The following is a 23,982-nucleotide window of genomic DNA, read 5'->3' as shown; positions in this document are numbered from 1 at the left end:
TTATGAATAATCCGGTTTCCCATTTGGGGAGCCGGATTTTGTGCTTTTTTTAGTATCTGTGCACTTATGTTGGAATTTTAATAATTTATATTTTTGCAAGGCTGTGTGTCTTTTCCTGATTTAAGCGCAGTTTTGAAGATTTAGGCGCACTTTACCCGATATAAGCGAAATAAAGGTTATGCGCATTTGCTGGATATCTACAGTTTTTAAAAACAATGTGCAATTTCCCCGATATATGCACAGCCCCCAAATAAAGTACCAATTCAGAACAACTTTGTACACAACTACAGGAAGCCTGATTCGAATCAAAAAAGAAGCCGGCACTCAGCCGGCTTCCTTCCTTAAATGACTATTACGCGCCATGGCAGTTTTTATACTTTTTGCCGCTGCCACAGTAGCATGGATCATTGCGTCCAATTTGCACCTGTTTAGTGACAGGTTTTTTCTTGCTCGCTTCCCCATCTGCTTTCGGGTTAACAGCAACACCTTTTGCAACTTCCTGCCGTTCCAGGTTGTTGCGGATTTCAGCCTTCATAATATAGCGGGCTGCTTCTTCTTCAATCGACACGACCATGCTTTCGAACATTGCATAGCCTTCATGCTGGTATTCGCGAAGTGGGTCGGTCTGGGCGTACGCGCGAAGGTGGATACCCTGGCGGAGTTGGTCCATTGCATCGATGTGATCCATCCATTTCGAGTCAACCGCGCGGAGAACGATTACTTTTTCAAACTCGCGCATTTGTTCGGAAGAAAGGATTTCTTCTTTTTCGTTGTATCGTTCGACTACTTTTGCAAAGATGGTATCAATCATTTCATCCTGGAACTTACCCTTCAGGTCGTCAATGGTAATATCGCCTTCTCGAAGAAGATTCGCATGAATCCAATCTACAAGCGCATCGAGGTTCCAATCCTCTTCATCCCCGCCGCGTGGGGCATGGGAATCAACTGCACGTTCAATCGTTGCTTTAATCATGTTTTCAACGATATCGCGCAAGTTTTCCGCCTCAAGGACTTCGTTACGCTGCTTGTAAATGATTTCACGCTGCTGGCGCAGAACGTCGTCGTATTGGAGGAGCTGCTTCCGGGCGTCAAAGTTATTTCCTTCAACGCGCTTTTGCGCGGATTCGACTGCGCGGGACACCATTTTGCTTTGAATTGGCTGGGAATCATCCATGCCAAGCCGCTCCATCATGGCCTTCATATTGTCTGAGCCGAAGCGGCGCATCAGTTCGTCTTCCATTGATAAGTAGAATTGAGTGACACCTGGGTCTCCCTGACGGCCTGAACGTCCGCGCAGCTGGTTATCGATCCGGCGGGATTCGTGGCGCTCTGTACCAATAACGGCAAGTCCGCCCACTTCCTTTACACCTTCACCCAGCTTGATATCCGTTCCGCGTCCGGCCATGTTTGTCGCGATTGTAACAGCGCCAGGCTGGCCTGCTTCAGCGATGATTTCCGCTTCACGTCCGTGGTTTTTCGCGTTCAATACATTGTGCTTAATACCTTTCTTTTGAAGGTATTTTGAAATCAACTCGGACGTTTCAATTGCAACTGTACCGACAAGGACAGGCTGTCCCTTTTTATTGCGCTCGGCAATGTCTTCGACGACGGCGCGGAATTTTCCGTCCATCGTTGCATAAATCAAGTCCGCTCGGTCATCACGGACAATCGGGCGGTTCGTCGGGATGACGATAACGTTCATATTATATATATTGCGGAATTCCTCTTCCTCAGTCTTGGCTGTACCGGTCATCCCGGCAAGCTTTTCGTACATTCGGAAATAGTTCTGGAAGGTGATGGTTGCGAGAGTCATGCTCTCGTTTTGGACCTCAAGGCCTTCCTTTGCTTCAATCGCCTGGTGGAGTCCTTCAGAATAACGGCGTCCCTTCATCAAACGCCCAGTGAATTGGTCAACAATGACGATTTCGCCATCCTGGACAACATAATCAACGTCGAGATGCATGGAGACGTTTGCCCTTAATGCCTGGTTGATATGATGGTTCAAGGTTACATGGTTAATATCAAACAGGTTCTCGATCCCAAAAGCGCGCTCTGCCTTGGAAATCCCTTGCTCGGTAAGCATAACGCCTTTTGTTTTTTCATCATACGTATAATCATCGTCCTTATTAAGGGTGCGGACGAATGCATTCGCCTGGATATAAAGGGAAGTTGACTTTTGGGCAGTACCGGAAATGATCAGCGGAGTCCGTGCTTCGTCAATCAAAATCGAGTCAACCTCGTCAATAACCGCATAAAAAAGTGGACGCTGAACTTTTTGTTCCTTATATAAGACCATGTTGTCCCGAAGATAATCAAAGCCGAATTCGTTATTTGTTCCGTATGTGATATCGGCTGCATAAGCTTCCTGCTTTTCTTCCTTTGTCATGCTATTCAGGTTCAAGCCGACAGTCAGGCCGAGGAAGTTATAGAGCTGCCCCATCTCGGTGGCATCACGGCTGGCAAGGTATTCGTTGACCGTGACAACGTGGACGCCTTTCCCGGATAGTGCATTCAAATAAACCGGCATCGTAGCCGTTAACGTTTTACCTTCACCCGTCTTCATCTCGGAGATATTGCCCTCATGCAGGGAAGCACCGCCCATCAATTGGACAGGATATGGATATAAGCCAAGAACGCGGCGCGCGCCTTCACGGACGACCGCAAACGCTTCTACTAGCAGATCATCAAGAGTTTCCCCATTTTGATAACGCTTTTTGAATTCCTCCGTTTTATCGCGGAGCTGGTCATCCGTCAGCTTCTCCGTTTCGCTGGCAAGGGCTTCGATTTTGTCGGCAATCTTTGTCAGCTTCTTGATTTCGCGTTTGTTCATATCAAACAATTTATTTAAGATGCCCATATTTACGCTCCTTCTATATATGCATTCGAATTCTACAAGAGGTAAGAATTCGTTCTGTAACAGTACAATTCCTGTAAAAACATTTCGCCAATTTCTTTTACCATCTTACCACTTCCGCATACGTGTGACAACAAATGCCGCATAGCTTTGAACGTGTTCATATGTGTAATTTCTGTTATACTAGCGTACATTTTCTAAACTGGAACAGAGAATCTTTTACATTTCTGAACCCTTATTGATGAGGGAGGGTGGGTGATTGGATAAACCGAAAGAAACACTCTAAACCATGGCCATGGTCGCGACGCAATCCCGGAGGCGGACAAGTGTGTAGAGTGCCATGATGATACCCAATGGGTTAAGGAAATGCCTAAGCAAGATATCCGAACTCATCTGAAAGCAGAACAAAATGAGGGGTATACCCCATCCCCCGGCAAGCATAAAGGAAAAAGCACGTAATAATGATTTCTGTTATACATGTCATGGAAAAAGGCGACCAAGCCACGCAGAGATTGGGTTATGGCTTAAGGGACATTCACCTAAGCACAGGGCGACGAAAAAAAGCACAATGTGTAGTATGCCATGAAGTGGAAGAGACATTTCCTGAAAAAGGAACAAATGCACCAACCGCTGTTTATTGCGAATACTGCTATAACACCGGATTTTTTGGGAAACTCTAATTTACTATCCAAAGCTATGGCGATTTGCCATTGCTTTTTTAAATGTTCATACTTTCTTCACAAGTCACTCATAAATTCCACATTGCATCCACATAAATTCTTCATGTAAACAACACAAATTCCACATAACTTCGAATGCAAGAGGTATGTAACCGTATGCAAAAAACAGCGCTGAAAATGGTGAGATTTTGTATAAATAAACAATAAAATTAATAATTATAAAATTACTTTTCCCTTTTCACTACATAGGTGTTGTTAACATAAATGTTGATTTATCAACGTTTTTTAGGTGTTTACTTAAAGATGTTTCGTTGACAAGTTTCGCAGGTTTATTCACAAATTGTACATTGGAAAATAACGTAGAAATGTTAGATACTACCTTTAGAGGTTAAGTAAAAAATATAAAAAGCAGAGCTCAAACAGGAAAGGGTGAAACAGCGTGGCCTTTTGGAGGAGATCCAAAAATTCAGAGATAAGCCCTGAGACAGAGACAAGGGAAGGGAAAAAGAAGGTTGGCCTTATACGCGGACTTTGGCGGAAGTTCAAAAATATAGACTGGAAGAACCCGGTCAATAAGTGGAAACTCGGTTTCGTACTTTTGTTCGCACTAATCGCAATGAGCGGAACGGTGTACGGCGCAATTGCATTTACATCAAATCCGAGCTTTTGTGCAAGCTGCCATGAAATGGCCCCAGAGTATCAAACATTCAAGGCAAGTGCTCACAGTGAGATTAAATGTACCCAGTGCCACATCGAGCCAGGTGCAAAAAATATGGTCCTTCACAAAATAGAGTCAATGAAGGAAGTGTATTACCACGTTGTTGGCCCGCCAGATCCAATCGTACAGACAGTTCCAGTCATGAAGGTGAACTGCGGCCAGTGCCACTCGGATAACCGCCTTGTAACGGCTACAGGTGACTTGAAGGTGAACCACAAGGAACACGTAAAAGAAGGAGTTCCATGTATCACTTGCCATGCTGGTGTTGCACATGGGAAAGTTGTTGACCGGGGAATCAACGGTTCTGAAACATACGATTTTTGGACAGAAGAAAATATCGATAAGCTCATGACAAGAGAGTACATCAATCCGAATATGGGAACATGTATCGATTGCCATGACAAGGTCAACAAAGGACAAAAACCTTGGAAAGACATTGCGTATAGCCTGCCAGTTAACACTCACGGGCAAACCGATAAGAAGGGTGAAGGCCATGGCGCCGAAAAGGCCGTTGCCACACCGGAAGGTCATGGAGAGGAGACAGCTGCCGAGCCCCACGAAGCGACTGTAACCGGCGTCCAGGGATCCCATGAAACAACGAAGCAAACACAGAAAATAATTCTTCAGGCATTAGGAAAACAAACCGAAGGCGTAAAGCTTTCCATGGAATGTTTCACTTGCCATAAGGAAATTTCCATTCCGGAAAATCACAAGGATAAAAAATGGAACCAAGGCCACGGTGACTCAGCTATCAAAGAACTTAATACATGTCTTGATTGCCACGAAGACTCGAAGTGGATCCGCGATATTGCAAAACAAGATATTAAGACACTGATTAACCAGGACAAGAAAGAAGAGTATGTTCCAAACGCAAAGGTTGCTAAAGATAAATCACGGGAGAGCGCATTCTGCTCAACCTGCCACGCTGAACGCCCGGCAAGCCACGGTGACAGTGATGTCTGGCTGACAAAGCACTCGGAAAATGCAAAAACGAACGATGCGAAAGCGGAATGTTTTGTATGCCACGACAATGAAAAACCAGCTGAAGATGTTAAAACAAACGCACCGACGGATGTATACTGCCAATATTGCCACAGGACTGGGTTTAAAGGTAAAAAAGGTGCATAACCAAAACTCATAATGGAGGGACAGTCTTATGGAAGAAAATGAACAACAACAGCAGAACGAACTTCCGGCCCCTCCACGTTTTCGCAATACGATTTTTAAAATCATGACGTTAACCCTGTTGTTTCTGGCCCTATTCTTCTCAATTGGATTAATAGGGCTAGAAGCAACATCCAGTTCCAAATTCTGCTCATCCTGTCATGAAATGAAACCGGAGTACTACACCTGGAAGGCGTCCTCCCACGGTGAAGTAGATTGCGAAAGCTGCCATATCGAACCAGGGGTCGATAATCTAGTAAAAGCAAAAGGGAACGGAATTGTCGAACTGTACAAAAAACAGACACAAACATATACCGCACCAATACGAATGCCAAAGGATATACCAGATAGTGCATGTGAAAAATGTCACAATGTATTCAAGAGAGAGGTCACACCATCCGGGGATATTATCATTCCTCATGATAAACATAAAAATGAAGGTATAGAATGTGCGCAATGTCATAGTGGAGTTGCGCATGGAAAGATAGCTGATCGAAAAGTCACCTACAAAAGTGACTATAGTAGGTGGACTGAGGTCCAAGGACAGCGTTTAATGGCAGAGACCAAGTATACAAGGCCGCAAATGGATACGTGCATGGAATGCCATGAAGTTAGAAAAGCACCACTGGAATGTGAAGCCTGCCATCAGACATCGATGTTTCCAGAGGACCATAAAACCAATGAATTTAAAAATGGCGGCCACGGAAAAATAGAAACTTCTGAACTGCCAAAATGCGAAAGATGTCATTCATATATGTCCAGTGAGAAATATGACCTGTTTAAAGAAAGCTTAAGCTATACAAAGTACTTGAACGACGAAAAAGCCGACAGTAATAACGTCACAGTGCCTCAATACGCAAAAACAAATACTTTTTGCAAAGATTGCCATGGGGAACGTCCGAAGAGCCACAAACAATCCCACTTCCAGATGAATCATGGGAGATTAGCTGAAGATAAGGATAATTGCTTAACCTGCCATGATAATAAGATAGCCAGTGAGACTCCTGTAACGAATGTAGCTTGCTCTTCTTGTCATCCCAGCTCCCATAAAAGGGAGTGGAAGAAGAGTCACCCTGTTCCAATCCGAGAAAATCAAAAGTATGATGCCACTTGTACACAATGCCATGTCGAAGCAACGTGTGAAAACTGCCATAGCTTTAATCGCTATAGAGAAGAAGAACTCTAACCAAGAAAGGGGTAGTACTTATGGATACAGAAAACATTCCCCAACCAGTTAATGAAACCAAACAAAAGAATAAACCTAAAACGTTTACTATATTTCAAAGTATTCTTCTAATTTTTCTTACCTTCGCCCTTACCTCGGGTACAGGTTACGCAATTGGCCACTTTTATTTTTGGAATGATATAGACATGAAAAAGGTAAATGAACAGCTGGAGTACTATAAAGAGCGAGTAAGAGTGGATCCGGCCAACCTGGAAAACCGCGTTATTCTTGGATATACGCACTTTTTGAAAGGGGAAAATAAAAAGGCAATCCAGGAACTTCAATATGTTATTGACCAGGACAAAAAATATTATGATGCCTATTACAATCTTGGCCTAGTTTATCTAGATGAAGAGTATTTCAATGATGCGTTACTAGTTTTTAATAAAGCGGTTGAAATAGCTCCCAAGGATTTCAAAGGGCATGTCCAGCTGGGGATTACTTACCGGCATTTGAAGATGTATGAAGAAGCAACGAAAGCTCTTGAGTCAGCGAATAAATTGAACCCAGCTAATGCAGACATCATTTATCAAATTGGTATGGTTGCAGAAGCAAAGGGTGAATTAAAAATCGCCGCCGACATTTATAAAGATGCATTGCAATTTGATCCCTTATTTGAAGACGCAACAGCAGCTTTGGACCGCATAAATAAAGAAATCAAAACAGAGGGTGAATAACAATGAAACGTCGGACAGTTTATATATTGATGCTTGTTATTTCAGTCTCAACCGCAGCTGTTTTTACTTTTCTGTTTATAAACAACTCGGGTGATATCCCAACAGGTTTACAAGCAGTGATCAACCCATCGGATGCGCCACAATTTAAGCAACATTTGGATAGCGAATTTGGTGATTCATTAGCTAAACCAATGGATGTAACGAAATCAAACTCATTCATTTTTGTTACCGATACAAATAATAAACGGATTGTAGTCTACGACCTTGCCGGCTCCCCTCTATATAAATTCGGCGAAGAAGGAAATAAACCGGGACAGTTCAGATTCCCCTACGGGATTTCTGCCGATAACAAAGGCAATATATTTGTAGCAGATCTTTATAATGGGAATATCTCTATATTTGATGAAAAGGGAAAATTCATTAAATACTTTGCCGAACAGTCTGTAAAAGACAAAAAAATTACTTCCCCTGCTGGTTTAAGGATCATCAATGAAAAAGTATATGTGACCGACATTCAGCAAAATAAGGTAATGGTATTCGATCTTCAAGGAAAATTATTGCAGGAAATTGGCAAACCGGGAACCGGTGAGGGCGAATTCATGGCTCCTAACGCGGTAACTGCTGATAAAGAAGGAAATGTCTATGTTGTCGATACTGGTAACCAGCGGGTTCAGGCGTTTGATAAGGATGGAAAGTTTGTCAGGGTTATTAACGGAACCAAGAATGGGCAGGGAGAATCTTACTTCGTAAACCCTAGGGGTATTGGAATAGACAGCCGGGGATACGTTTATGTTGTCAGCAATCTAACCCATATTGTCTATGGATTCACCAAAGAAGGAGAGCAGGTATTCCAATTCGGTTCCATGGGCGAGGGGAACGGCCAGTTCCAGTTGCCTAACGGCCTATTCCTGGATGATGACGACAATGTTTTGATTACAGATACATTGAATTTAAGGGTTTCAGTCTTTAATTAGCTTAATGGAGAAGTTACTAAACTGGCATTTTTAAAGACTGATACTTTAGGGAGGTGATGAAGGGAAATTAATTAAGCTAGAGCAGGTAGTGAACAGATAGAGAAAAAAGAAGAGAGAAAAAGAAAGATTTATTAAGGGAGGTTTTTAAGCGTGAAAAGGTTTAGTTTAAGCTTTTTATTGACCCTTTTGTTGATGAGCATTTTTGCGATAGCAGCATATGCAGAAGAATCAGAGCATAACAAAACAGCTCCGGCAACAAGTGCTGTGACAGCCAATCCTAATGCCAACAATACGACTTCCGGGATTAACACTAATGACGGCAGCACCTTTGACCAGGTTATCAAGTCTACCGACATGAGAGATAATCATGGAGTCGCAGGAGACCAAAAAACACACGGCTCTTACCAAAATAACACCAACTCTTGTGCAAGCTGTCACCAGACGCATACTGCAAAAGCAAAGCAACTACTTTTTGCAGACAGCACCTACAACACATGTACAGCTTGCCATGACGGTACACTAGGTTTTTATAACGTTTTTGAAAATGGTAAAGACTATTTTAACTCTGAATCAACAGCTGGAACATTCGGCGGTAGCCACGCTGGCAATATGAGTGTTCACTTGGCAACAGGCGCATTACAAGTAAAAGCTGCACCTGGTGGGAATAAAGCGTCCAATGATGCGGCTTCTTGGGGTAGTAATTTCACTTGTGCAAGCTGTCATGCTCCACATGGATCATATAGCGACCGTTTGTTGCATTATAATCCTGCCAACATGGGTAATACTGTTCCAGAACAGGGTGGTATTAAGGCTGCTAAAATCGATGTTGTTAGCTATGCTGACAGAAACTCTGGGGTATCTGCTGATTCTCCAAAGTTCAGGGCGGTTAGAGGTACAAAATTAAACCACGGTTTATCAACGACAGCATATGACAGTATCCCGGGTGATGCTGTAATAATTATGGTCTATGAATTAAAAAGTACTACCACTAATGGTAATACTACTTATAGTTATGACAAAACAACTAGCCCATGGCTGTATGGTTATAGTGCAACATCGAACGGACGTAACTATCAATCTAGGCTATTTACAGTTACTGCAGATCAAATTAGTTCAGTTCTAAATGCTGATGGTACAATAAAGAACTTCCCAACTACTGGTGCGAACGATGCTTATCATTGGTCAAATGTGGTTATTGACCAAAATGACTATCAAAATGGAAAAGTAGGCGCACCAGTAAAATTCAAATACGATAAAGGTATGGTATACTCAGTTACTGCAGAGGGTAAGACCTTGCTAAACAATGCCTTGTCTGCCGACATCGGCCGTGCATTTGCAGTGAAATTGAAGCTAGATGCAGTTCCTGGTGCCGTATCAAATGTTGTAACAAAGCATGATGTTTCAGCTCTATGGGGAACAGGCGGTGCAGGAGTTCAAGTATCTCAATGGTGTTCAACATGCCATACAGATTACCTAACCGCATCCGGTGGATCTACAAGCAAGCATGGGAACTATAATGGCCAGAAGTATTATGGACATACAACTACAAGCTCTTCCTACACTTGCTTACGCTGCCACTATGCACACGGATCTGATGTTGAAATTATGGTAGATGCTGATGGTGCAACAATACACGATTTGCAAAAGCCTTATAATGCCGATACTGCTCCTCTAGGTAAAGGCTGGACTGAAGATGTTGCTAAAGAATACATGCTTGACAAAAATCCATCTTCTGCACTTAAGAAGTTTACCAACCTATCAGGATGCTGGGCTTGCCACAACAGTTCCAAGGCTGCTTCTCTGAAAAACACAAACCGTGATGAGTTGCATCCAGATGGCATGATTCCAGATCCATCAACAAAGAGCTATTAGCAATAAAGACAACATTTAGCCCCACTAAATGTTAGCCAGAAAAACGAGTAAGGTGCTGTGCATCTGCACAGCACCTTACTCTCTTACATATTTGTTTATCATATTGCTTCTTAATTTCATCTACCAACATTGATAAATGAAAATATTTAAAAAGTAAATTGGTTTTAGGAATTATAAAACCTTCCAGGGTAAACTGTCAAAAAGTGTTCCTTTTCGGGTTATAGTTAGTGTAATCCTCATTGATATAATAAAATTGGGTAGCCAGTAATAACCTTAACAGCACTTGAAAGGAGGGTAAGTCAATGGCCAGAAGAACTAACAAACCATTACTTCTAGTCGGGTTCACTTTGTTTACCCTTACAAGCATTCTTCTATTTGTTATAATTGGCACCAATATCGTCTATACTTCTGCAGCTCCCCAAATCGAAATTTTGTCGCCCAAGGAAAATACTACTGTTGAGTATTCAAATATAAATTTTAACGGAAGGATTGTGAATATAGGTTCTTCCGATCAGATTAGAATTAAGGTAATTGATGAACAACCCCATCTCGATAGCTCTGAAGGCAAAGACATCACCCCATTGGAAGGGGAAATAAAATTCAAACGAAATGGTGATGTAATTGAATGGTCCTTTACAAAAATGAAGCTTGATGTAAGGTTGCATAGAATCACCATTATTGTGTTGGATGGGGAAGGTAATCAGCTTTCCTCAGCAACAGTCAGTTTCGAGATTGGGGGGATACATGACCCAGTAATGGCAAATACAAATTCTTGTTCGTTTTGCCACAGTACACATATTGCTTCCGGAAACCAGTTAATAGGCGGGCAATACGGTCAACAGCAAACATATTCAAAATCCCCTGGAACAAAGGATGATTTTAAGTTATGCATCCAATGCCATGAAAACGAGATTGGAACATATTATGGAGATAAGGAATCTGGACATTACGTTACTTTGGAGGATGGGACTTCCGGGCATCTTTCCTGCTCGAAATGCCATAAGCTACATGATCCAAACTTTAAGTTAAAAGAGTTCACTTCTTCAAATGATAGAGAGTTCTGTATTAGCTGTCACAAAGATCTTTCTGATTTAAGGAACAAAGAGGGTGAATATATATTTCCTAGGGATATTGCCGATTATGGAAATGGGCATGACTCAGGTGAAACCATAAAATCATGCTCTTTATGCCATGGATATGGAACAAACAAGTATACGAGTTCTGCTCATGCTCCAAAGCGGCCTATCCTTGAAAAGCCTAACCCTCCATCACCAACGTCTAGCGGCCAAGCAGAGGGAACTGGCTTAAGCAACCCTGATGAAAAAACTGCTGTGACTGGAGAGAATCCTGTACTCGAACAACCTGAAGCAACAATAGAAACTACTAAGGCAACTAAAGAAACAGTTTCTGATTTAAGTAATTCTTCTAACTAAAAAACTGATAAGATACAAAAAAGATGTGTTTGGGGTTCGCGCAAGGACCCAACCACATCTTTTTTTACTTTCCTTAAAGGAATTAAATAGGATTAAAGAGCTGGAAATATGCCATCTCCAGCTCTTTATCTCTAATTAGCTAGGAATTACGTTTAACAGCTTCACCTTGGAATAACCCTTCATGGCAAAAGTCACAATACACATCCGAAGGAGCATTTGTTTCGTTTTTCAATGGCTTTTCATTATCATGACAGACAAAACAGCCTTTTCTCTCTTCAGGGGTCGATGATTCAAGGCGATGTGTGTTGTAAAGCCAGTCATTACGGTCCAGATGGTTTTGAGGCCGGTTGGCATGGCAGATACTGCAGAAATAATTACCTCGTGTTTCTTCTATAGCTACTGACCAGTCTTTATTTACACTTTCCGTATCTTTTTCACTTAATAATGTCTTTATATGCTGTTTTTCCAATGTTTTGATCCATAATGAATCTTTATGGCAATTCAAGCATTGCTCCAATTCCTTTACTGCCGAATCGCCGTGGTTTTGTTGCCACGCCTTGTTATCGTGGTTTTTTGGAGTGTTTATCTCCCTGTGGCAGGTCATGCACTCCATTGAAAGTTTTGCCTCTTTTTCTTGGCCGCTTATCGCTTCGAATATTAGTTTTTGTTTATTGTCAGGCAACGTTCTTTCCAACACCCCTGCCCTTGCTTCCGGGGAATCATCGTTGTTATATGCATTTTTTGAGATCCCGTCATTTGTTCCTGGTAAAATGTACTTCGGATCGGTCCAAGGCTTTTTACCAAGGTTGACCTTTTCATGGCAGTCAATACACGTACCCATATTTGGTTTAACATTTTTATCCTCAATCAATTTTTTGGTGTTTTCCGTTGTCCAGAATGTATACGAAGAGGTGTCACTTATCCCTCGTTCTACAACCTTTGCATGTACAACGCCGCTATGACAGGTTACACAGGGAATCCCTTCAGTAATATGTCCTTCATGATTAACAATAAGATCGCCGGTTGCTGAAACAAGCCGTTTTTTGGAATGGCATTGTTCGCAGTTTTCGTTTGATACTGTAACTGTCGGAACGATAGTCCCGGGTGGGGCTGTTATATGGGTATAAACATTTCTTATTCCATCGATCTTATGTAATAACTGGTTTTTTCCCCCAAGCTTAATATGACATTGAGTACATTTAATTTGATTGTGGGCACTTGCTTCATATGTTGCAAGCTGGGGTGTTATTTCATGGCAGTTTGCACAAAAAGAAGGAGTTGAAGCATAACTTAATGCACCATAGCCAGAAGCTGACAGTGCAATCAGCATCAACAATGTCCAGACCATAAACTTCCATCGTCTAATCGAGTTTTTTGTGCCTCTCTTCATGCTTTCGATAGGAGAAAAGTTATCTTGTTTTATTTCTTCTCCATTCTTGTTATTTCTTTGTTTTTTAAATATCATGGCAAACCTCCCATTCAGTTCCTATTTTACCAGACGCCACCTTCCTAATATGGATACATTGTGAAAACTTTATATATTTTGTCAAAACTATACTGTGAAATTAGGGAGAAATGAGGCTTCGAGGCTTCACTATATATTCCCGTAGAGGCAAGATCTTTAGGTGTAAGAGCGGCTTTTAATCGATTCAAATAATCTGTCTAATTTACACTAATCCTAACGTAAAAACATCCTTTCCCGGGAAATTTTTTGCCAGCCCCTGTCGGAAGATTTTAATCTTGTCGATTTATACAGCATAAAAAAACCGAAAGGCATCCGCCTTTCGGTTTCAAATTAGCCAAGTAATATCGCCCCATATACCAAACTCCCCACAATAACATAAGCAGGATGGACGTTCAGTTTTTCCATCAACAACAGGCTTGCACCAGCGAGCACAATCGTGTGCAGCAACCCCGGACCCTGATACGACTCGACAAAGAAATCCCATGCCATAACCCCAAGAAGAGCCGCAATGACAGGGCGGACAATCATTGTCATCCTCTTAACCTTTGGTGATTCCTTGTGCCGGAGAAGCAGACTGAGAAGGCCGATCATCAGTACAAGTGACGGAGCGACACTGGCAAACACAGCGACCACAGCGCCAAAAACTCCGCCGACCTCAAAACCGATATAACCTGCCATTTTCGTTGCAATCGGTCCCGGCAGTGCATTTCCCATCGCCAGAACCTCGGAGAACTCGCTTGTTGACATCCACTCGTATCGGTCGACAACTTCCGCTTCAATAAGCGGGATGGAAGACGGGCCGCCGCCGTAGCCAAGGATGCCTGGCAGGAAAAAGGCCCAGAAGATTTTAAGGTAAATCATGCTTTGCCTTCCTCCTTTTTGTCCTTCATAAGAAGTGCACCAAGAAGGAGGGTGAAGATAATGATAGCAGGATGGACACCGAGTGCTTCAAGCAGCACAAAGCTTGCAACGACGAGAATGGCGGTCCAAATTTTTCCAAGCTTCGAACCAACTGATTTTTTTATAAATTCCCATGTCATTGTCAAAAGCATGACGGCGACAACTGGAACGACGGCGCTTGCGGCACCGCTTACCCATGGCTCGTCCTTGAGGGCATTGAGCCCGGTCAGAAGGAAAATCATCAAGAAAATGGTTGGGAGAATTGTTGCCAGAACAGCATTAATCATGCCAAGATATCCGGCTATCCGGTATCCGACGTATCCGGCTAGTTTTGTCACGATCGGGCCGGGGAGTGCATTGGCCAATGCGAGGACATCACCAAACTCATCCGCACTCATCCATTTGTACCGGCTGACGACTTCCTTTTGAACTAGCGGGATGGATGAAGGCCCGCCTCCATATCCGAGCATGCCGACCCGGAAGAAAGCCATGAATAAATCTGCTTGTTTCATTTACTGTCATCTCATTTCTATTTCTGCTGCTGTAGTTTCATATAATCGAGCACGTCCAGGTCAATCATCCCTGTTTCCTGCTCCCGCATTTCAAAATTTTCGGTGTGAAGGTAGGAGGTCAAAGCCTTTTGGATATCCTCCTTGCCCGCGAAGTTGGTCTTGAAATATCCGAGTCTGCCGAGATGCTCAACCAATTCTGTTTCAACATTCCCATCAATCGGGACAATTCTCTCAGGCCTGGATGGGGCAAAATAAAGCTGCTGGAGTCCGTAAATACGGATAAGTTCCTTAATTGGCGCTGGATGGTCATCGACCCGAAGATCGATATAGCGATCGTTGAAGCCGCCATAGCCGCCGCGCTCTTTTACAATCAAAAGCGCTGCCGACTGCTGCCCGCGCGAATCCCCTCCAGCCTCCTGGCCAGCATCAAGGGCCGCAAGCAATCGCTCTGCAAGTGTTCCGCTAGCAGAGATAAATGTTTCAGCCATTTTGGCCACAGTTTTTTCATCAACAAGAATGTTTCCTTGAGCTGCAAAATTGGGCCCTGTTAACCCGCCAGCCCACTTATAGCATTGTGAGCCTGTAAACGTGGCGGCGTTTCCATTTGCATCAATCAGTCCAACCTGGCGCATTTCCCTTTCCCTGTCATCCTCGAGGATGAGCTTCAACGCTTCTTCCGCGGATTTTCCTTCGGCCATCAGCTCGAGTGCGCGGGGCCCGTATGCAGTATTTGCATAGGATTGGGTCGCTACTGCACCGACACCCGCTTTTGCCCATGGTACAACTGCTCCTACGCCAAGAAATTTAGATTGTACCGCAATTCCCCATTCTTTTTCAACAGGATCAAACCCAACAATCGAGAAGGTCATTGTTTTTCCTCCTTTATTATAGTAAATAATAGTTTTCCTTATTTACATCATTTCGATATCCGAAAAAAGAATCCTGCTTTTAAAATAGGTTTGCAAAGCGGATTTCCTTTAAGAAGAAGATGTTTGATATACTAATTTTAAGTGAATGTAGTTTATCATACTACTATTCTATTTCGTGCCTGAAAGCGGGGAAGGAAAACCCATGGAAATACATAAAAAGTATGTTATCGGCCTGGATATTGGAACAACCTCAACGAAGGCCTCCTTATTTTCAAAAGAGGGCTGGCAGGTTTCTTCTGCTGCAGTGGAATATCCAATTACTCATCCCAAACCCGACTGGGCAGAACAGAATCCTGAACAGATTTATACAGCGATATTGGAATCGATTAGGGAAGTAATAAAAAAATCGAAAATCGATACTGGTGAACTAATTGCAATTGGCATTTCAGCCGCGATGCACAGCATCATGGCAGTCGATGAAAACGGACAGCCGCTCACCAATTGTATCATTTGGGCTGATAACAGGAGCCATTACTATGCCGAAAAGTTAAAAGCGGAATGGAATGGACTTGATATTTATAGAAGGACTGGAACCCCTATCCATCCGATGTCGCCTCTTAGCAAGCTGCTATGGATGAAATACGAACAGCCGGCTTTGTATGAACAGGCGAGCAAATGGATTTCAATGAAAGAATATGTGATGTGGAAGTGGTTTGGGGACTATATTGTTGATTATTCAATTGCCTCGACATCAGGCCTGTTTAATCTGGAAGAGCTGGACTGGGATGATAAGGTCTTGGAACTGCTTGAACTTTCCAAAGATAAATTGTCCAAACCTGTGCCAACAACGGCGTTTTATAGGAATATGGAAAAGACAGCTGCTGAGACAATGGGGATTCCTGCCGACCTGCCAATCATAGTAGGGGCCAGTGATGGCGTTCTTGCTAATCTTGGCGTGGGTGCAATCAATGAAAGGGAATATGCGGTAACAATCGGGACAAGTGGGGCAATCAGGACCGTTGTAAACAAACCGCTTCTCGAACCAAAGGGGCGGACCTTTTGTTATTATCTTGCTGATGGAAAATGGGTGATTGGCGGGCCTGTTAATAATGGAGGAATCGCGCTAAGGTGGCTGCGGGACCAGTTGGCTAGTGGTGTTATTGAAGAGGCGGCGAGCCTGGGGAAAGATCCGTACGATGTGCTGATCGAGAAGGCTGCTGCCATTCCTGCCGGTGCAGAAGGATTGATATTCCTCCCTTACCTTTCAGGGGAAAGGGCGCCTATGTGGGATGCAAATACCCGTGGTGCATTTATCGGCATTACACTTACCCACCGAAAGGAGCATTTTATCCGTGCGGTCCTTGAGGGGATTATATATGCTGTATACAGTGTCGGTGTCCTTTTGGAAAACATGGCGGGAAAACCTGATCGGATAAGGGTATCGGGTGGATTTGCGCAGTCGGAAGTTTGGAGGCAAATTTTGGCGGATGTTTCAGGCAAGCCTGTTTCCGTCCTGGAAAGCCATGAAGGATCAGGTCTTGGTGCAGCTACCCTGGCTTTATATGCGTTAGGCTATATCGAGTCATTGGAAGACGTGAAAAAGATGGTTACGATCAGGACAGAGCATTACCCAATTGAAAGGAACAAACAGGTATATGAACGGTTCCATACTATCTATATGTCTCTTTATAGCACTTTGAAGGAGCAGTTTGACGCGATTTCCACTTTCCAACGGGAAGAGAGGGAATGAATGCCCTAGCCCTCAACCTTTTTTTACCACAGCCTTTGGCATTCCGGCGGTAACACGATATACTGTATAATGATAATTCTTACGGAAAGCATTATGAGGTGATCGATATGGAAATGGCAGATATTAGACATGAGTTGGAGAAAACAGCTAAGCGATTAGCGGGCTTTAGGGGGTCTCTTTGACCTCGAGGAAAAGGAAGCGCGGATAGCGCAGCTCGATAATGAAATGCTGCACCCGGACTTCTGGAATGAGCAGGAAGCCGCGCAAAAGGTTATTAACGAGGCAAATGCCCTTAAGGACCAGGTTCATGCATTCGTTGAGATGAATGAATCGTATGAGAATCTGGAAGTGACATTCGAGCTTTTGAAGGAAGAGCCCGATGAAGAGCTAATGGCCGAGCTTAAAGAGGAGCTTGCCGAGCTTACTTCAAGGCTTGATGATTACGAATTGGAAATGCTCCTGAGCGAGCCTTATGATAAAAATAATGCAATACTTGAACTTCATCCTGGCGCTGGCGGTACCGAGTCCCAGGACTGGGGATCCATGCTTCTGCGGATGTATACACGCTGGGCTGAAAAACGCGGGTACAAGGTCGAAACGCTTGACTACCTTCCGGGTGATGAAGCTGGAATCAAGAGTGTTACGCTTTCAATCAAAGGGCATAATGCCTATGGCTATTTGAAGGCTGAGAAAGGCGTTCACCGCTTGGTACGAATCTCACCGTTTGATTCATCGGGGCGGCGCCATACATCGTTTGTATCGTGCGAAGTCATGCCTGAGCTTAGCGATGATGTTGATATTGACATTCGGACCGACGATTTGAAAATTGATACGTACCGCTCTAGCGGTGCGGGAGGCCAGCATGTCAATACAACCGATTCAGCGGTAAGGATCACTCACATTCCGACTGGTGTCGTTGTAACCTGCCAGACGGAACGCTCTCAAATCAAAAACCGTGAGCGCGCAATGAACATGCTAAAGGCGAAGCTACTTCAGCGCCAGATTGAGGAAAAGGAAAAGCAGCTTGCCGAGATTCGCGGAGAACAGAAGGAAATTGGCTGGGGCAGCCAAATCCGCTCCTATGTATTCCATCCTTATTCAATGGTAAAAGACCACAGGACTGGAACGGAATCCGGCAATGTTCAAGCCGTCATGGACGGTGACCTTGACCAGTTTATCGATGCTTATTTAAGGTCGAAGCTATCCTAGTTTTTAAAAGTACCCTTAGAATATAATAAAGCCTTTGCCGCTGTTCTCTGCCGGCAAAGGCTTTTTGCTTTTATTTGAATTTTATTTTGCCGGAGAAGTTGAAGCCTTTGAGGTCTTTAGAGGGGACTTTATTGGAGGCGGTCTGCAGGGAACATGTGGTCATGCTGCCCCATTTTCGTTTCCAAGCTTAAAGTTGCTCCTGAATTCGGATGCCTGATTATTGACTGCATCTGTTAAGTCATCAATGCGGGAATCAATCCCATTTAACCTGGTGTCTACTACATTTAATCTGCTGTCTATGACATTTAGACGGATATCCATTCCATTCAGCCGCTTGTCGATGCCAATTAAACGTTGGTCCATTTTTTCAAAGTGCTTGTTGACCTGTTCGAATTGTCCCGTCATCTCTGCCATAAATTTTTTCATTAACTCTTCCATTTGTTTCACCTCCTTTAAGTGCAAGTATAGCGTGTAGAGGTTTGGTTAAGATGCTTGATAAGGGTGGAATCAGTATTCGTTTCCTTTTGTAACATTATGTTTACCACCCCTGTGATGGTATAATCAAAAAGGCCTTATTAATGGGCATGTTTTTCATTAGGAAGTAAGTAAGAGGTGCATATGTGTGAGAAAAAGAAGGAAACGCGGTTTGACCGTAACCCCAGCACAAAAAATTATGGAATATATATACATACTTACGGGCTCAGCGGTTATTGCCCTGTCATTTAACCTTTTCCTGCTCCCGAACCGGATTGCTTCCGGTGGTGTGAGCGGGATATCCACTATCCTGGATGCAGTCTTCGGGTGGGAGCCTGCGTTTGTCCAATGGTCATTGAATATCCCCCTGTTCATTGCAGGTGTTCTGCTGCTTGGAAAACAGTTTGGCATTAAGACACTGGTTGGGACAGTTTTCCTCCCGTTGGTTGTTTTTGCGTCAGCACATCTTGAACCATGGACAGCGGATCCCCTCCTTGGGGCATTGTTTGGTGGAATTGGTGTCGGGTTGGGGCTTGGAATTGTCTTTCGAGGGAAGGCCTCAACAGGAGGGACCGACTTGGCTGCGCAAATCATTCATAAGTATACAGGCATGACGCTTGGCCGATGCGTTGTATTGATTGACGGACTCATTGTCCTTGCGGCCTGTCTTATATTTGATATTGAACGGGGCCTGTATGCATTGATTGCATTGTATGTCACGAGTAAAACGATAGACCTCGTGCAGGTCGGCTTTGGCAACTCAAAAATGGCGATGATTATTACCAGTAAGCAGGAGGAAGTCCGCCAGGGGATTCTTACGAAAATTGACCGGGGTGTAACAAGGCTTTCTGCATTCGGAGGATATACCGATACAGAAAAACCGGTGCTGATGTGTGTGGTTGACCAATTAGAGTTCACAAATTTGAAACAATTAGTCAAAACTATTGACCCAGCTGCGTTTGTCATTGTAATGGATGCTGCTGAGGTGCTTGGCGAGGGTTTCAAACGGGAGTAGTCTTGGTATAATGAACTAAGGTTGATTATCTTGCCAAAGGAGTTAAATATATGAAGAAAAAGCTGGTTGGCTTATTGATGGGAGCTTCCTTGGTACTCGCTGCTTGCGGAGGGGATAGTGGCGGCGGCGATACTGCAAGCGCAGATCCACAAAAACTGTATGAACAAAAATGTTCAGGCTGCCATGGTGTGGATTTGACTGGCGGGAATTTTCCAGCCCTTACGAAAGTAGGCAGCAAATACTCGAAAGAAGAAATTGAGAAAATCATCGTGGATGGAAAAGGCGGCATGCCTCCTGGTCTCTATAAAGGTGAAGAAGCATCAAAGGTTGCCGAATGGTTATCCGAAAAGAAATAAAGTGAAACTTCAATCAGTGGGTGTCTTTCCCACTGATTGTTAGTTGAACCAATCGGGCTTTTACGGGCTGTTGTCCCCACCAAAGCTTCTTCGATTATTCTTAGGGCTAGGTGGGGATTATTACAGCCCGTTAATGCGGGATGAGTTTGGACGCTCTGTCGAAAGGCAGGGCGTTTTTATATTGATAAAAAAGAAGTTGTAAAGTAAAAAAGAATAACAATTTTCAATTGTAAACGCCTTCTCGAAAAAATTTCACAAGCTCGTCACAAAGACTTTGTCATCTCTTTGTCATCTCTTTGTCATATTGACTAGAGATGAAATGATATACAAGAAAAGCAATCTTTCCTTTCAAACCCTATTTTTACTATGAAGACACTATTAAAATTTAAAAAACAATATTATTTTTAAAGAAAAAAACACTGGATTATTTGTCCGATGGAGGATAAAAATGTCATAAAATCTTCTCTTTGAAAAGAAACTGTAATATTTCTACCCCTTTTTTTACACGATTTGAATGGTATAATGGGTTTGTGTTACAGATACACAAGGGTTTTTTGTCAGATATACAAGAATATTGTCAACCGGTTCAGTCATCAAGCTTTGGACAAAAACTAGTAAGGTGATTAATTAAATGATAGAAATGCAGAGCGTTTATAAGAAGTATCCAAATGGCGTAACAGCTGTTAATGGTATAGATATCAAAATCAACCAGGGCGAATTCGTCTATGTTGTCGGGCCAAGCGGAGCGGGTAAATCGACATTCATTAAAATGATGTACCGCGAAGAAGTCCCGACATCAGGAACAATCCTCGTGAATGGGATCAACGTAGCCAAGCTGAAACAAAAGAAGGTTCCCATCTTCCGCCGCAATCTCGGTGTTGTTTTCCAGGACTTTAAGCTGCTGACAATGAAGACAGTTTATGAAAATGTCGCATTCGCACTTGAGGTCATTGAGGAACAGCCGAAGATTATAAAAAAGCGGGTCATGGAAGTTCTGGATCTTGTTGGATTAAAGCATAAGGCAAGAATGCTGCCAACAGAGCTTTCCGGCGGGGAGCAGCAAAGGGTTTCGATTGCGCGTTCGATTGTAAATTCGCCAAAAGTGGTCATTGCGGACGAGCCTACAGGGAACCTTGATCCGGATACGTCTTGGGAGATCATGAAGATATTTGAAGAAATCAATATGAGGGGAACCACCATTGTAATGGCTACCCACAATCGAGAAATCGTGAACGCTATCAAGCATCGTGTTATTGCGATCGAGGATGGCAGAATTGTTCGCGACGAGCAAAGAGGTGACTACGGTTATGAAAGTTAGAACCATTGGCCGCCACGCTCGGGAAAGCTTGAAAAGCATTGGCCGCAACGGCTGGATGACATTTGCGTCCGTTGGTGCAGTTACTGTGACTCTCATCCTTGTCGGTGTTTTTTTCGTTATTATGATGAATCTTAACAAAGTGGCTACAACCATTGAAGAGGACGTGGAAATCCGCGTTCACATCGATATCACTGCTACTGAAGAACAGCAGCAGATGTTAAAGGAGCAAATCGGTTCCATCCCCGAAGTTGATGAAATTGCCTACTCTTCAAAAGAACAAGAACTTGATATTCTCATCAAGAATCTTGGTGAATCGTATAAGCTCTTTGAACAGGATAATCCTTTAAGCGATGTATTTATCGTAAAAACGAAAAATCCCGAAGATACAATGAAGGCCGCCGAAAAAATTGATGGCCTTGAATTCACGGATAAAGTCCAGTACGGACAGGATAGTGTTGAAAGGCTGTTTAAGTTCATTGGGGCCAGCCGGAATGTCGGACTTGCCTTAATTGCTGGCTTGCTTTTTACAGCAGTATTCCTAATCTCTAACACTATTAAAATTACAATCATTGCACGTCGCAGAGAAATTCAAATTATGAGATTGGTAGGGGCGACGAATGCGTTTATCCGCTGGCCGTTCTTCCTGGAAGGCCTAATGCTTGGCATTCTAGGTGCAGTTGTGCCAATTGTCCTGTTGTCGATTGCCTACTACCACGCGTATGAATTCATCTCGCCATTTCTTGAAGGACATTTCATTCAAATCCTTCCGTTTGACCCATTCATGTATCAGGTATCGGGACTTCTCATCCTAATGGGAGCTTTAATCGGAGTATGGGGTAGCGTAATGTCAGTCCGCAAGTTTTTAAAGGCGTAATAAAAACTGTCACATTGTCACTTTAATTTTTAAAAAAATAACCGGCGTTAGCCTAACAAAGAACGATTTACCTGTACATGGGTTGCACTGGAAAGGAGAAATCGGGAAGTGAAAAAATCAGTCATGGCGCTTACTGTAGCGGCTACGGTAGGCATAGGGAGTTTGTTTGGGGGCTTTACAACAAAAACAGAAGCCTCAAAGCTATCAGATTTAAAGGATCAGAAACAGCAAATTCAATCGGAGCGTTCGGGTATTGATTCCGATATTCAAGCGGCAGATAAGGAAATTCAAAGGCTTAAAGGTGAACAAGATAAAGTTAATGCAGAAATCAAGCGCCTTGATATGGCCATTAGTGATACAAATAAAAAGATTCGCGGCTTGACAACTGATATCGAGGAAACAGAAACGGAAATCAAAAAGCTTCAGGGAGAAATTAAAATTCTCCAGGACCGTATTGCTAAGCGTGAAGAACTATTGAAAGACCGTGCCCGCAACTTCCAGGTTAGCGGCGGGATGGTCAGCTATATCGATGTATTGATGGGTGCCACAAGCTTTGGTGATTTCGTTGACCGTGCAACCGCGGTAGCAACAATCATGGAAGCTGACAAAGGTATTCTTGAGGAGCATCAAAAAGACAAGGAAAGTCTTGAAAAGAAACAAAAGCAAGTGGAAGAAGAGTTGGCCAGCCTGAAAAAGATGAAGGCAGAGATTGAAGAAGCAAAGAAACAGCTCGATTCCCAGCGTGCAGCAAAAGACAAGCTCATGAAAGAACTGGTTAAACAGGAAGAAGAAGAACACGACCACAAAATGGCTCTCGAAGAAGAGGGTTCAATCTTAAAGGCACAGGAAGCTGCTATGGCGAAAGCGATCCAAATGGAACAAGCCCGGATTGCTGAAGAGGCAGAACGTGCCCGCAAAGAAGCTGAGCGTGCCCGTAAGGAAGCAGAAGCACGTGCGGCAGCCGAAGCCGCTGCAAGAGCAGCTGCTGCGAATAATAGCGGAGGCGGATCATCAAGTACCACAGCATCGGTATCTTCTGCTCCGGCACCTTCCACACCTGTTGAAAAACCAGCTGTAACTGCCGGCAACTTCATGAAGCCGACAACAGGTTATAACTCATCAGGATTTGGTCCGCGCTGGGGTACATTCCACTACGGCGTTGACTGGGCGAACCGTGCTGCCAATGTACCAGTAGTGGCAGCTGCAGGCGGTGTTGTCATCAAGTCTTATTATTCAAGCAGCTACGGAAATGCGGTATTCATTGCTCATTCCATCAACGGGCAGACGTTCACAACTGTCTACGCTCACCTTGACAGCCGCAGTGTTTCGTCTGGCGATGTTGTATCAAAAGGCCAGTTCCTCGGCTATATGGGCAATACCGGCCAATCGACAGGCAAGCACCTTCACTTTGAGCTTCACAAAGGCCAATGGAACGGCAGCAAATCCAATGCAGTCAATCCGTTCGCTTATGGAGTGCCAAGATAAAAAGAATACTATAGGTAAGGGCGGAAGAAGCTAAGCTTCTCCGCTCTTTTATTTTTTCGTTTTTTTAAAAATAAGGCGGCTCGTGCTGTCCCGTCGTGGTGTAATCTGCCGGCCTTACATTCTATTTATTTCCTTTTTCAAAGACTATTAAACTAATT

Annotated in this window: 19 protein-coding genes; 13 read left to right on the top strand and 6 right to left on the bottom strand. The window is 43.5% G+C overall.

Annotated features, from left to right (window positions below; genetic code table 11):
* Positions 1-352: 352 nt before the first annotated feature.
* A complete protein-coding gene (gene secA / locus A8F94_RS11840) occupies positions 353-2,857 on the bottom strand; it encodes a preprotein translocase subunit SecA (RefSeq protein ID WP_066200148.1) in 2,505 nt (834 codons plus the stop codon).
* Positions 2,858-3,973: 1,116 nt separating this feature from the next.
* Here secA and A8F94_RS11830 point away from each other — a divergent pair.
* From A8F94_RS11830 to A8F94_RS11805, 6 genes are all read left to right on the top strand, one after another.
* Positions 3,974-5,380 (top strand): cytochrome c3 family protein, encoded by a 1,407-nt coding sequence (locus A8F94_RS11830; RefSeq protein WP_066200144.1) that lies wholly within the window; start codon positions 3,974-3,976, stop codon positions 5,378-5,380.
* Positions 5,381-5,408: 28 nt separating this feature from the next.
* Positions 5,409-6,602, top strand: a complete 1,194-nt coding sequence (locus A8F94_RS11825) for a cytochrome c3 family protein (protein ID WP_066200142.1) — start codon at positions 5,409-5,411, stop codon at positions 6,600-6,602.
* 20 nt (positions 6,603-6,622) lie between these two features.
* Positions 6,623-7,318, top strand: a complete 696-nt coding sequence (locus A8F94_RS11820; protein ID WP_066200140.1) for a tetratricopeptide repeat protein — start codon at positions 6,623-6,625, stop codon at positions 7,316-7,318.
* A 2-nt stretch (positions 7,319-7,320) separates the two neighbouring features.
* A complete protein-coding gene (locus tag A8F94_RS11815; protein ID WP_066200137.1) occupies positions 7,321-8,292 on the top strand; it encodes a 6-bladed beta-propeller in 972 nt (323 codons plus the stop codon).
* Positions 8,293-8,442: 150 nt separating this feature from the next.
* Positions 8,443-10,164 (top strand): cytochrome c3 family protein, encoded by a 1,722-nt coding sequence (locus A8F94_RS11810; RefSeq protein ID WP_066200135.1) that lies wholly within the window; start codon positions 8,443-8,445, stop codon positions 10,162-10,164.
* A gap of 302 nt (positions 10,165-10,466) precedes the next feature.
* On the top strand, positions 10,467-11,597 hold the full coding sequence (locus A8F94_RS11805) for a cytochrome c3 family protein (RefSeq protein WP_066200132.1): 1,131 nt from the start codon (positions 10,467-10,469) through the stop codon (positions 11,595-11,597).
* 139 nt (positions 11,598-11,736) lie between these two features.
* On the opposite strand, the gene A8F94_RS11800 is transcribed toward A8F94_RS11805, so the two are convergent.
* The 4 genes from A8F94_RS11800 to A8F94_RS11785 all read right to left on the bottom strand — a co-directional run bounded on the left by A8F94_RS11800 (position 11,737) and on the right by A8F94_RS11785 (position 15,343).
* Positions 11,737-13,062, bottom strand: a complete 1,326-nt coding sequence (locus tag A8F94_RS11800; protein WP_066200129.1) for a NapC/NirT family cytochrome c — start codon at positions 13,060-13,062, stop codon at positions 11,737-11,739.
* A gap of 330 nt (positions 13,063-13,392) precedes the next feature.
* Positions 13,393-13,923, bottom strand: coding sequence for a chromate transporter (locus A8F94_RS11795; protein ID WP_066200126.1), 531 nt, complete (start codon positions 13,921-13,923; stop codon positions 13,393-13,395).
* Entirely contained in the window at positions 13,920-14,474 is a 555-nt protein-coding gene (locus tag A8F94_RS11790; RefSeq protein WP_066200124.1) for a chromate transporter, read from the bottom strand. Before A8F94_RS11790 ends, A8F94_RS11795 begins: the two co-directional genes overlap by 4 nt.
* Before the next feature lie 17 nt (positions 14,475-14,491).
* Positions 14,492-15,343 carry a DUF1028 domain-containing protein gene (locus A8F94_RS11785; protein WP_066200122.1) on the bottom strand — a complete coding sequence of 284 codons (852 nt, stop codon included), beginning with the start codon at positions 15,341-15,343 and terminating at the stop codon, positions 14,492-14,494.
* Between the two features lie 202 nt (positions 15,344-15,545).
* On the opposite strand from A8F94_RS11785, the gene A8F94_RS11780 reads away from it, so the two are divergent.
* The gene (locus A8F94_RS11780; RefSeq protein WP_066200119.1) at positions 15,546-17,093 is read left to right on the top strand and encodes a gluconokinase; all 1,548 of its coding nucleotides are present in this window, start codon (positions 15,546-15,548) and stop codon (positions 17,091-17,093) included.
* Positions 17,094-17,200: 107 nt separating this feature from the next.
* Positions 17,201-18,302 (top strand): peptide chain release factor 2 gene (gene prfB, locus A8F94_RS11775; RefSeq protein WP_139070077.1). Its coding sequence is split into 2 segments (ribosomal slippage): positions 17,201-17,272 and positions 17,274-18,302, totalling 1,101 coding nucleotides; the frame shifts between segments, so codons are not numbered across the junction.
* A gap of 159 nt (positions 18,303-18,461) precedes the next feature.
* On the opposite strand, the gene A8F94_RS11770 is transcribed toward prfB, so the two are convergent.
* Complete coding sequence (locus A8F94_RS11770; protein WP_066200114.1) at positions 18,462-18,740, bottom strand: hypothetical protein; 279 nt, start codon at positions 18,738-18,740, stop codon at positions 18,462-18,464.
* A 235-nt stretch (positions 18,741-18,975) separates the two neighbouring features.
* Here A8F94_RS11770 and A8F94_RS11765 point away from each other — a divergent pair, with 235 nt between their 5' ends.
* From A8F94_RS11765 to A8F94_RS11745, 5 genes are all read left to right on the top strand, one after another.
* Complete coding sequence (locus A8F94_RS11765) at positions 18,976-19,791, top strand: YitT family protein (RefSeq protein ID WP_066200524.1); 816 nt, start codon at positions 18,976-18,978, stop codon at positions 19,789-19,791.
* 50 nt (positions 19,792-19,841) lie between these two features.
* Entirely contained in the window at positions 19,842-20,147 is a 306-nt protein-coding gene (cccB, locus tag A8F94_RS11760) for a cytochrome c551 (RefSeq protein WP_066200111.1), read from the top strand.
* Between the two features lie 631 nt (positions 20,148-20,778).
* Entirely contained in the window at positions 20,779-21,465 is a 687-nt protein-coding gene (gene ftsE / locus A8F94_RS11755) for a cell division ATP-binding protein FtsE (protein WP_066200108.1), read from the top strand.
* Positions 21,455-22,339, top strand: a complete 885-nt coding sequence (gene ftsX, locus A8F94_RS11750) for a permease-like cell division protein FtsX (RefSeq protein ID WP_066200105.1) — start codon at positions 21,455-21,457, stop codon at positions 22,337-22,339. The genes ftsE and ftsX overlap by 11 nt, the downstream gene beginning before the upstream one ends.
* Before the next feature lie 108 nt (positions 22,340-22,447).
* Positions 22,448-23,824, top strand: a complete 1,377-nt coding sequence (locus A8F94_RS11745) for a murein hydrolase activator EnvC family protein (protein WP_066200102.1) — start codon at positions 22,448-22,450, stop codon at positions 23,822-23,824.
* Positions 23,825-23,982 lie beyond the last annotated feature (158 nt).

Source organism: Bacillus sp. FJAT-27225 (assembly GCF_001685025.1).
Classification (GTDB): Bacteria; Bacillota; Bacilli; order Bacillales; family Cytobacillaceae; genus Bacillus_D.
The sequence above is the reverse complement of the archived record's forward strand: the minus strand, read 5'-3'. Positions and strand labels throughout refer to the sequence as shown.

Coding starts and splice junctions, on each gene's coding strand:
- secA (WP_066200148.1), bottom strand. CDS start 2,857: ATGGGCATCTTAAATAAATTGTTTGATATGAACAAACGCGAAATCAAG.
- cccB (WP_066200111.1), top strand. CDS start 19,842: ATGAAGAAAAAGCTGGTTGGCTTATTGATGGGAGCTTCCTTGGTACTC.
- A8F94_RS11790 (WP_066200124.1), bottom strand. CDS start 14,474: ATGAAACAAGCAGATTTATTCATGGCTTTCTTCCGGGTCGGCATGCTC.
- A8F94_RS11800 (WP_066200129.1), bottom strand. CDS start 13,062: ATGATATTTAAAAAACAAAGAAATAACAAGAATGGAGAAGAAATAAAA.
- ftsX (WP_066200105.1), top strand. CDS start 21,455: ATGAAAGTTAGAACCATTGGCCGCCACGCTCGGGAAAGCTTGAAAAGC.
- A8F94_RS11765 (WP_066200524.1), top strand. CDS start 18,976: ATGGAATATATATACATACTTACGGGCTCAGCGGTTATTGCCCTGTCA.
- A8F94_RS11815 (WP_066200137.1), top strand. CDS start 7,321: ATGAAACGTCGGACAGTTTATATATTGATGCTTGTTATTTCAGTCTCA.
- ftsE (WP_066200108.1), top strand. CDS start 20,779: ATGATAGAAATGCAGAGCGTTTATAAGAAGTATCCAAATGGCGTAACA.
- A8F94_RS11770 (WP_066200114.1), bottom strand. CDS start 18,740: ATGGAAGAGTTAATGAAAAAATTTATGGCAGAGATGACGGGACAATTC.
- A8F94_RS11825 (WP_066200142.1), top strand. CDS start 5,409: ATGGAAGAAAATGAACAACAACAGCAGAACGAACTTCCGGCCCCTCCA.
- A8F94_RS11785 (WP_066200122.1), bottom strand. CDS start 15,343: ATGACCTTCTCGATTGTTGGGTTTGATCCTGTTGAAAAAGAATGGGGA.
- A8F94_RS11795 (WP_066200126.1), bottom strand. CDS start 13,923: ATGATTTACCTTAAAATCTTCTGGGCCTTTTTCCTGCCAGGCATCCTT.
- A8F94_RS11780 (WP_066200119.1), top strand. CDS start 15,546: ATGGAAATACATAAAAAGTATGTTATCGGCCTGGATATTGGAACAACC.
- A8F94_RS11820 (WP_066200140.1), top strand. CDS start 6,623: ATGGATACAGAAAACATTCCCCAACCAGTTAATGAAACCAAACAAAAG.
- A8F94_RS11805 (WP_066200132.1), top strand. CDS start 10,467: ATGGCCAGAAGAACTAACAAACCATTACTTCTAGTCGGGTTCACTTTG.